This is a genomic window from Acidovorax sp. HMWF029 (assembly GCF_003060895.1).
Classification (GTDB): domain Bacteria; phylum Pseudomonadota; class Gammaproteobacteria; order Burkholderiales; family Burkholderiaceae_C; genus Acidovorax.
Genome location: NZ_QAIH01000174.1, coordinates 1 through 6,996 on the forward strand (window position 1 = coordinate 1; position 6,996 = coordinate 6,996).

Genomic DNA, 6,996 nt, shown 5'->3' on the forward strand with positions numbered 1-6,996 from the left:
GTGGCGGGCGAGGTGCGAGGGCTGTCCCAGCGCAGCAGCACGGCGGCGCGTGAGATCCGGGGGCTGATTGCAGCCAGTGTGCAGGGGGTGGGGCGGGGCTCGGCGCTGGTGGGCCAGGCCGGCGAGCGCGTGGCCAACACCGTGCGGCATGTGAACCAGGTCGTGGCTTTGATCAGCGAAATCCAGAACGCGGGCCAGGAACAGGCCCGTGGCATCGCCCAAATCGGCGAGGCCGTGCGGCAGCTTGATGTGGCCACACAGCAGAATGCCGCCCTGGTGGACGACAGCTCGTCCGCCTCAGCCGGCGTGAAGAACCAGGTCCGGCGTCTGCTGGAGGTGATCCACCAGTTCCGTTTGGCACCCAATGGCGCCAGCCCGGCAGCCGAAGCGCCGCAGGGGCCTCGCCAGGATGGGCTTCAGCAGCATGCAGCGCAGAACACGCTCGCTTCAGCGCTGCCCTCTGGGGCCACACCACACCAGCGGAAGCTGTCCATGGCGCCGCGCTAGTTCACAGAGTACCCGCATCCGCTCTGGCATCGCTTCGCTGCCATGAATCACACCGATGTCCTGATTGCCATTGCCGAAGTAGCCCGCAATGGCGGCGCGTCGGCGCCTGAGGACGCGATCGCCCAATTGGCGATGATCATCGACGGTCTGGAGCTATCGCAACAGGGCTCTGAACAGGTGATGGAAATGCTGCTGGGGATTGCCGCCTGCCTGTGGAACCTTCAGCAGGAGCGGATGCGTCTGTGAATGGCGCGCGGCCCCTGCGAGATCGTAAACAGGCTCCAAGGAGCCGGGCACCCGGCGTTAGTCGCCCGGGATTTCGAGCGAGGCGATCTGGTCGCGTCCCCGGCGCTTGGCCAGGTAGAGCGCCTTGTCGGCGCGGTCCAGCATGTCGCGAAGGCTGCGGTCGCTCTGGCGGAAGGCACCCAGGCCCAGGCTGGTGGTGATGCGGTAGGCTTGGTCTGTGTCGTCGCTCAGCTGCAGTGCACGCACGCTGTGCAGGATGCGGGTGGCGGCCTCCAGGCCCTCGGCCAGGGTGGTCACTGGCAGCAGCACACCAAATTCCTCGCCACCCAGGCGCCCCACGGCATCGCTGGCGCGCAACTGGCTTTTGATGGACTGAGCAAAGGCCACGAGGGCCCGGTCGCCCTCCAGGTGGCCGAAACGGTCGTTGATTGTCTTGAAGTGGTCCAGATCCAGCATCAGCAGCGTGAGCGGCTCTCCGCTATGGCACGAATGGGCATAGGCAGATTCTGCTGTCTCAAGAAACGCGCGCCGGTTGGCGATGCCGGTGAGCATGTCGGTGGTGGCCAGCCTGTGCAACTCGCGCTCGAGGTTCTTGCGATGTGTCACGTCGCGGTAGATGCCCTCCACACCTGCAAAGTTGCCATCATGGTCGTACAGCGCGTGGCTGCTGATGGAAATGTCGATCACCTGGCCGTCGCGCCGCACCATCTGGCCGGGGAAGTCGCTGACCTCGCCATCCGTGAGGATGGCGGCCTTGAACGCATCGCGGTCGTAGTTGCGTGGGTGGTACGAGTCGGCCATATGGCCCTCGATTTCGTGTGGCTCGTAACCCAGAACGCGGCGCACGCCGGGCCCCACATGCTGGACCACTCCCTGCGCATCGGTGCGGTAGTACACGTCCTGAAGGCTGTCGAAGAGTCGGCGGAAGTTCTGCTCGCTCTCGCGAAGTTGGGCCTCGATCTCGCTCCGATGCGTCGTGTCCAGGCCGCACATAAGCACGGCGGGCGCACCGTCCCATTCAGTTGCCACGCTGCTGATCAGCACCATGCGCAGGTTGCCGCGCGCAGTACGGATGCGGAACTCGGAGGATTTGTTTGGCCGTCCCGCCTGCTCGGGCACGGCCACCTGCTGGATGCGGTTACTGGAGCGCATCTGGTCCATCGGATGGACGAAGTCAACCGATGGGCGGCCGATCAGGGTGTCCAAGCCGGGGGCCTCTAGCAACTCCACGCTGGCCGCATTGGCAAAGCGAATGGTGCCATTCTGTGTGACGAGCACAGCCGCTGGCAGCATATGCAGCAGACGCAAGTCGTGGGACATGGGGCTGGTTCGTAACCAAAAAAGTGGTGCGCCATTGTGGCATCGGGTTACCCGGTTGGGAACCGGCCAGCTCGTGGGGAAATGGAGGGGAGAGCCGCCCTGGTGCCACAGGCGGTACCATCGCCCATGAGAAAAACTTTCCAACTCCACGTTGAAGGCAAGAACCGCGACCGCGTTCTGGATGCCGTCAAGCACGAAATTCGCAAGTACATCAAGCGCGAACGGCGCCGCGACCTGCCTGAAGGCGCCGATTTCTGGGATTTTGACTGCCGTTTTGGCCGCAGCAAAGAAGACGCCGCTATGGCCCACCTTTCTGCAGTGACCGGGTTGATCAACACAGTGGCTGCCGAGGGCGGCTCCCAGTTCTATGTGGAAATCCTTGCCAAAACCGGCAAGCGCCAACCCCGGCCCGCAGGCGTGGCCGAGGGGCGTGGCATGGAGGAGGCAGACGAGGGGGGCGACGGGGCCTGACACCGCCGCTTTTCCCACCCTCAGGCTCCGTTCAGGAGCCTTTTTTGTCCGCAGCTGGAATTGCTGCTGCAGCGGCAGCGGCGGCAGCAGCGCGCAGCTTGTCTTTCTTGCTTGGCCGTTTGCCTTTGATGCCGCCTGTGCCCTGCGGGTCGGTGGTGGGTGGCGGGGCAGCGACTTCGGTGGGCTCGAACCCCGCAATCTGCTCGCGGGGCAGGGCCAAGTGCTGGCGCTTTTCGATCAAGCGGAAATGCGCCTCGGCGTCGGCTGTCACGAAACTCACGGCCATGCCACTTTCGCCCGCGCGGCCCGTGCGGCCGATGCGGTGCACGTAGTCCACCGCTGAGCGTGGCAGGTCATAGTTGACGACGGCAGGCAACTGCGAAATGTCGATGCCGCGCGCAGCCAAGTCGGTGGTCACTACCACCTGCCAGCGTTCATCCTTGAATTCCTGCAGCACCTGGTTGCGTGCGCCCTGGCTCAGACCGCCATGAAACGGGCTGGCAAAGATGCCTGCCTTGTAGAGTTTTTCAGCTACATGCTCAGCAGCGTATTGCGTGGCTACGAATACCAGGACGCGCGACCAGTTGTACTCCTTGACCAGATGGCGCAGAAGCTGGGTGCGGCGGCTGGCGTCCACTGCAATCGCGCGTTGCTCGATGGCAGGTTCGTTGCCGGGAGTGTGGGGCACTTCCACGCGCACGGGGTTGCTCAGCAGGCCATCAGCCAATGCCTGCACCGCAGCAGGGAATGTGGCCGACAAGAACAGGTTTTGCCGCCGGGCGGGCAACAGCGCCAGGACGCGCTGCAGTTCCTCTGTAAAACCCAGGTCCAGCAGGCGGTCGGCCTCGTCGAGCACCAAGTGGGCTACGGCAGACAGGCGCAGCGCGTTGTGTTCCACCAGATCCAGCAGGCGTCCCGGCGTTGCCACCACGATGTCGGCACCACCGCGCAGGCCCAGCATCTGCGGGTTGATCGACACACCGCCGAACACGATGGCGACTTTGAGCGGTGGTTGCAGATGCTGGGCCAGGCTGCGCAGCACCTCGCCCACTTGGGCGGCCAGCTCACGCGTGGGCACCAGCACAAGGGCACGTACACGGCGAGGGCCGCCGGTGGCGCTCAACTGCAGCTGTTGCAGCAAGGGCAGGGCAAAAGCCGCGGTTTTGCCTGAGCCGGTCTGGGCCGCCCCCAGCATGTCGGCCCCCTGCAGGATGGCGGGGATGGCACCCGTCTGGATGGGCGTGGGCGCGACGAACCCCGCCTTTTCTGCTGCGTGGACAAGGGCGGGGGATAGACCGAGGGAAGCAAAGGGCATGGAGGCGACGCTGGGGCGGTGTTGAAAAGGCAACGCTCGACAGCGCGAACGGGGACAGAGATGGACGATTGTCGCCGCAGTTGCTGCCAAGGCTCGTGCTTGCGCATCAACCAGTCTATGCCGTGGTGCGCAGGACCTGGCTGAGCGCCCCTTTGGCAGCCATCGCGCTGATAATCGGGCCACCGGCGGTTCGCCGGTTTTCCCTTTGTTTCTCCTGGACCATGGCCCTCACCCTCGACTCCTCTGCCATCACCCACGGTATCCAGCTGGCGGTAGCCCCAGTGTTTTTGCTCACGGCCGTGTCCGGCATGATTGGTGCCGTGGCCGGGCGCCTGGCCCGCATCATTGACCGCGCCCGTGTGGTGGAAGACCGCGCCAATGTCGAGCCTGAGTTTCTGCCCCGGGCCTACAAGGAACTGGCAGACCTGCGCCTGCGCGGTTGGCTGGCCAATGGCTGCATCGGCCTGCTTACGTTCTGCGCGGTCCTGATTGGCATCACCATCATCCTGCTGTTTCTGGGCGAGACCACCAACTTCCAGTCCAACCGGCTGGCGGTGGCGGGTTTTCTGGCGGGTGTGGCGTCGTTTTTGCTGGCGCTGGTGTGTTTCTTGACCGAAACGCTGCTGGCCACCCGCCTTCTCAACTTCCACCTGCTGGAACATGACCCTAAGGGCACGAAATGAAGTCGTTTGCTGATCTTGGCGGCCTGGTGTATTCCACCGAATCGGGCCGCATGTGCCCAGGCTGCCGCCAGCCTGCGGCGCAGTGCATCTGCAATCAGAACAAGCCTGTGCCCACGGGCGATGGCATCGTACGGGTTTCGCGGGAGACCAAGGGCCGAGGTGGCAAGGCTGTAACCTTGGTCAAGGGCGTGCTGGTGGACGCGGCTGCGCTGGAACAGCTGGGTAAGCAGCTCAAGGCCGCATGCGGCAGCGGTGGCACCGTGAAGGACGGCGTGATCGAAGTGCAGGGCGATCATGTGGACCGTGTGATGGCCGCACTGCAAAAGCTGGGCCACAAGGTCAAGCGCGCGGGTGGCTGAGGGGCTGGCGATGGATGCGGACAAGCTTCAGCGCCTGGTCACGACCGAGATGCCCTTTGGCAAGCACAAAGGCACACTGCTCGCCGACCTGCCTGGCAACTACCTGAACTGGTTTGCGCGCGAGGGTTTCCCCAAGGGTGAACTGGGGCAACTGCTGGCGCTCATGCATGAGATTGACCACAACGGCTTGTCGGACCTGCTCAAGCCGTTGCGCGGGGTGCGCAACTTGAACCCTTGACCGATGGTCGCGCGGGTGACCTGCCAAACTCCCCGCCGATCCTTGCGCAAGGGCCGCGGCCTTTGGGGAGGGGTTCTGTGCCGCTGTCAGCCCTTGTGCTGGCCTTTGCTGCCGTGCAAGCCGGCGTAGTTGATCGCAATCAGTTGCGCGATGGCGAGAATGTCCGCGCGCGAATGGTCGACCCCGGGAAATAGATCTTTTGCCAGGCTTTGGGCTTCTGTCACCTGTTTGGTGGCAAGTTCGCTGGCTCGATAGAGTTCCCGCGCAAGGGCGATATCAGCGTTCTGGGTCATGTTGTTCTCCTGGTGTCTTGAAGGCCTCAGTATGACTGCTCACCCACGCCATGGCCTTGGGGTATGCCATGGGCGCGGGGCTCGCGCGCTGAGGTCGGGTTCATTGCCTGTAGCTTCCATGGCTCCTGGGCAGTCTGCGCGCAGCCATAATCGTGCTCCATAGCCAATCACTAGCTGAGGGAATGCACATGAAGGGCCATATTGCAGCGATCGTTCTGGTCGTGTTGGGCGTGTTTTTTCTGCTGACCAACCTGGGGTTGATCAGCATCAGCCTGCGCGAGCTGCTGCGGGTGTGGTGGCCCGTGGCGCTGATTGCGGTGGGCCTGGCGCTGTTCTTTACGCCTGGCGACAAGAAAAAGTAGCCCTGGTGCAGCAGCGTGTTTTGGGCCTTTGAGCAGGCTCAATGCCCTGTGTGTTCACTGCGTGTTGATACGAACGCCGGGGCGTTGCCGAAGTAACCCCTGAACAAATTGCGCGCAATGCCGTGTGCCGCCACCTGCAGCTCGTGAGCGACTTCTGGGGCAAAGAGGCGGCTGGTGTGCTGTTGCCACAGCCCCACCCACGCTGCGAAGTGGGCGGGCGTGATGCCTTCCAGTGCCATGTGCTTGCCAAACACATCGCCCTTGAAACTGCGCGTGCCCAGCGCCACCGTGCTCCAGAAATTCACCAGTCGCTCAAGATGGGCGTCCCAATGGCCCTGCAGGGCCTTTTCAAACACGGGCCCCAGTAGCGGGTCCTGGCGCACATCGCCATAAAAACCGTGCACCAGCTGCGTGATGCTTTCCACACTGGGGTGTGAATGTGCGCCAAGTCCTTCGGACGAGGTTGTTTGCCGGTTCATGTCTTCAGTGTGCCCCGCTGCTGCATGCGCAGCTTGACGGACCGCAACCTTGCGAAGAGGGCGTCGCGTCGGCTTCGAATTGCGGGAAGAGCACGTTGTTTTCCAGGTGGATGTGGTTGACGAGGTCATCGCCCAGCTGGGCAATGCCCGCATAGAGCGCGCGCCAGGTGTTGCAGGCGCCTTGGGGTGGCGTGGAGTCGTTGGTCAGCGCGTTGAGCTTGTCCAGCGCTGCGCCGTGGTCCACGTGTTCGGCGCGCATCATGCCGATGGGCTGGCCCACAAAGGGGTTGCCGCCGCTCTTGAGCATGGGGAACAGCACCTGCTCTTCCTTGAGCATGTGCGAAAGCAGTTCCTCGTGCATGGCCTCCAGGTGGTCGGCCAGCCCGGCGGGCACATGGGGGTTGTCGCGGTGCACGGCCTCCACCCGGCGGGCCATCCGGATCAGCTCGGGCAGCTGCTGGCGGTGCACTTCGTGGTAGCGCGCCAGGATGTGGTCGATGAGCGCGCTGGGCGATGCGGTTTCGGGCACGGTGTCGCTGCGCTGCAGGGCCGCCAGCTCGGCCAGCACGGCGTTGGCATCCAGCCCCTTGTCGGCAGCCGCCTTGGCCAGGCTTACCTGGCCGCCGCAGCAAAAGTCGAGCTTGAGCCGCCGGAACACCGCCGTGGCGCCGGGCAGTTGCACCGCGATCTGGCCGATCTGCTGATCGGCGCTGAGGGGAGCCG

12 protein-coding genes are annotated in these 6,996 nt (G+C 64.1%); 7 read left to right on the forward strand and 5 right to left on the reverse strand.

Going from position 1 to position 6,996, the window contains the following annotated elements; translation table 11 throughout:
• Together DBR12_RS12130 and DBR12_RS12135 are read left to right on the forward strand one after the other, a co-directional pair.
• The coding region (locus DBR12_RS12130) for a methyl-accepting chemotaxis protein (RefSeq protein WP_233244413.1) at nucleotides 1-507 on the forward strand (507 nt) is incomplete at its 5' end.
• Nucleotides 508-549: 42 nt separating this feature from the next.
• The gene (locus DBR12_RS12135; protein ID WP_108617477.1) at nucleotides 550-753 is read left to right on the forward strand and encodes a hypothetical protein; all 204 of its coding nucleotides are present in this window, start codon (nucleotides 550-552) and stop codon (nucleotides 751-753) included.
• A 57-nt stretch (nucleotides 754-810) separates the two neighbouring features.
• On the opposite strand, the gene DBR12_RS12140 is transcribed toward DBR12_RS12135, so the two are convergent.
• Entirely contained in the window at nucleotides 811-2,073 is a 1,263-nt protein-coding gene (locus DBR12_RS12140; RefSeq protein WP_108617478.1) for a sensor domain-containing diguanylate cyclase, read from the reverse strand.
• A 126-nt stretch (nucleotides 2,074-2,199) separates the two neighbouring features.
• Here DBR12_RS12140 and DBR12_RS12145 point away from each other — a divergent pair, with 126 nt between their 5' ends.
• Entirely contained in the window at nucleotides 2,200-2,544 is a 345-nt protein-coding gene (locus DBR12_RS12145; protein WP_108617479.1) for a DUF6172 family protein, read from the forward strand.
• A 31-nt stretch (nucleotides 2,545-2,575) separates the two neighbouring features.
• Here the strand turns inward: DBR12_RS12145 and DBR12_RS12150 are convergent, their stop codons facing one another.
• Nucleotides 2,576-3,859 carry a DEAD/DEAH box helicase gene (locus DBR12_RS12150; RefSeq protein ID WP_108617480.1) on the reverse strand — a complete coding sequence of 428 codons (1,284 nt, stop codon included), beginning with the start codon at nucleotides 3,857-3,859 and terminating at the stop codon, nucleotides 2,576-2,578.
• A gap of 221 nt (nucleotides 3,860-4,080) precedes the next feature.
• On the opposite strand from DBR12_RS12150, the gene DBR12_RS12155 reads away from it, so the two are divergent.
• From DBR12_RS12155 to DBR12_RS12165, 3 genes are read left to right on the forward strand one after another with little or no spacing between them, the layout of a single operon-like run.
• Nucleotides 4,081-4,542: a DUF2721 domain-containing protein gene (locus DBR12_RS12155; RefSeq protein ID WP_108617481.1), complete on the forward strand. Its 462-nt coding sequence runs from the start codon at nucleotides 4,081-4,083 to the stop codon at nucleotides 4,540-4,542.
• Complete coding sequence (locus tag DBR12_RS12160) at nucleotides 4,539-4,901, forward strand: translation initiation factor Sui1 (protein WP_108617482.1); 363 nt, start codon at nucleotides 4,539-4,541, stop codon at nucleotides 4,899-4,901. Before DBR12_RS12155 ends, DBR12_RS12160 begins: the two co-directional genes overlap by 4 nt.
• A gap of 10 nt (nucleotides 4,902-4,911) precedes the next feature.
• Entirely contained in the window at nucleotides 4,912-5,139 is a 228-nt protein-coding gene (locus DBR12_RS12165) for a DUF3820 family protein (protein WP_108617483.1), read from the forward strand.
• A gap of 86 nt (nucleotides 5,140-5,225) precedes the next feature.
• Here the strand turns inward: DBR12_RS12165 and DBR12_RS12170 are convergent, their stop codons facing one another.
• Nucleotides 5,226-5,432, reverse strand: coding sequence for a hypothetical protein (locus DBR12_RS12170; RefSeq protein WP_108617484.1), 207 nt, complete (start codon nucleotides 5,430-5,432; stop codon nucleotides 5,226-5,228).
• A 188-nt stretch (nucleotides 5,433-5,620) separates the two neighbouring features.
• On the opposite strand from DBR12_RS12170, the gene DBR12_RS22360 reads away from it, so the two are divergent.
• Nucleotides 5,621-5,794 carry a LiaI-LiaF-like domain-containing protein gene (locus DBR12_RS22360; RefSeq protein WP_171012331.1) on the forward strand — a complete coding sequence of 58 codons (174 nt, stop codon included), beginning with the start codon at nucleotides 5,621-5,623 and terminating at the stop codon, nucleotides 5,792-5,794.
• A 38-nt stretch (nucleotides 5,795-5,832) separates the two neighbouring features.
• On the opposite strand, the gene DBR12_RS12180 is transcribed toward DBR12_RS22360, so the two are convergent.
• Nucleotides 5,833-6,273, reverse strand: a complete 441-nt coding sequence (locus DBR12_RS12180; protein ID WP_108617486.1) for a group III truncated hemoglobin — start codon at nucleotides 6,271-6,273, stop codon at nucleotides 5,833-5,835.
• 4 nt (nucleotides 6,274-6,277) lie between these two features.
• Nucleotides 6,278-6,996: iron-sulfur cluster repair protein YtfE (ytfE, locus tag DBR12_RS12185; RefSeq protein WP_108617487.1), on the reverse strand; the 719-nt coding region annotated here is incomplete at its 5' end.

Bases quoted from the DNA above. Each gene is read 5' to 3' on its own strand.
- DBR12_RS12135 (WP_108617477.1), top strand. From the start codon at position 550: ATGAATCACACCGATGTCCTGATTGCCATTGCCGAAGTAGCCCGCAAT.
- DBR12_RS12140 (WP_108617478.1), bottom strand. From the start codon at position 2,073: ATGTCCCACGACTTGCGTCTGCTGCATATGCTGCCAGCGGCTGTGCTC.
- DBR12_RS12145 (WP_108617479.1), top strand. From the start codon at position 2,200: ATGAGAAAAACTTTCCAACTCCACGTTGAAGGCAAGAACCGCGACCGC.
- DBR12_RS12150 (WP_108617480.1), bottom strand. From the start codon at position 3,859: ATGCCCTTTGCTTCCCTCGGTCTATCCCCCGCCCTTGTCCACGCAGCA.
- DBR12_RS12155 (WP_108617481.1), top strand. From the start codon at position 4,081: ATGGCCCTCACCCTCGACTCCTCTGCCATCACCCACGGTATCCAGCTG.
- DBR12_RS12160 (WP_108617482.1), top strand. From the start codon at position 4,539: ATGAAGTCGTTTGCTGATCTTGGCGGCCTGGTGTATTCCACCGAATCG.
- DBR12_RS12165 (WP_108617483.1), top strand. From the start codon at position 4,912: ATGGATGCGGACAAGCTTCAGCGCCTGGTCACGACCGAGATGCCCTTT.
- DBR12_RS12170 (WP_108617484.1), bottom strand. From the start codon at position 5,432: ATGACCCAGAACGCTGATATCGCCCTTGCGCGGGAACTCTATCGAGCC.
- DBR12_RS22360 (WP_171012331.1), top strand. From the start codon at position 5,621: ATGAAGGGCCATATTGCAGCGATCGTTCTGGTCGTGTTGGGCGTGTTT.
- DBR12_RS12180 (WP_108617486.1), bottom strand. From the start codon at position 6,273: ATGAACCGGCAAACAACCTCGTCCGAAGGACTTGGCGCACATTCACAC.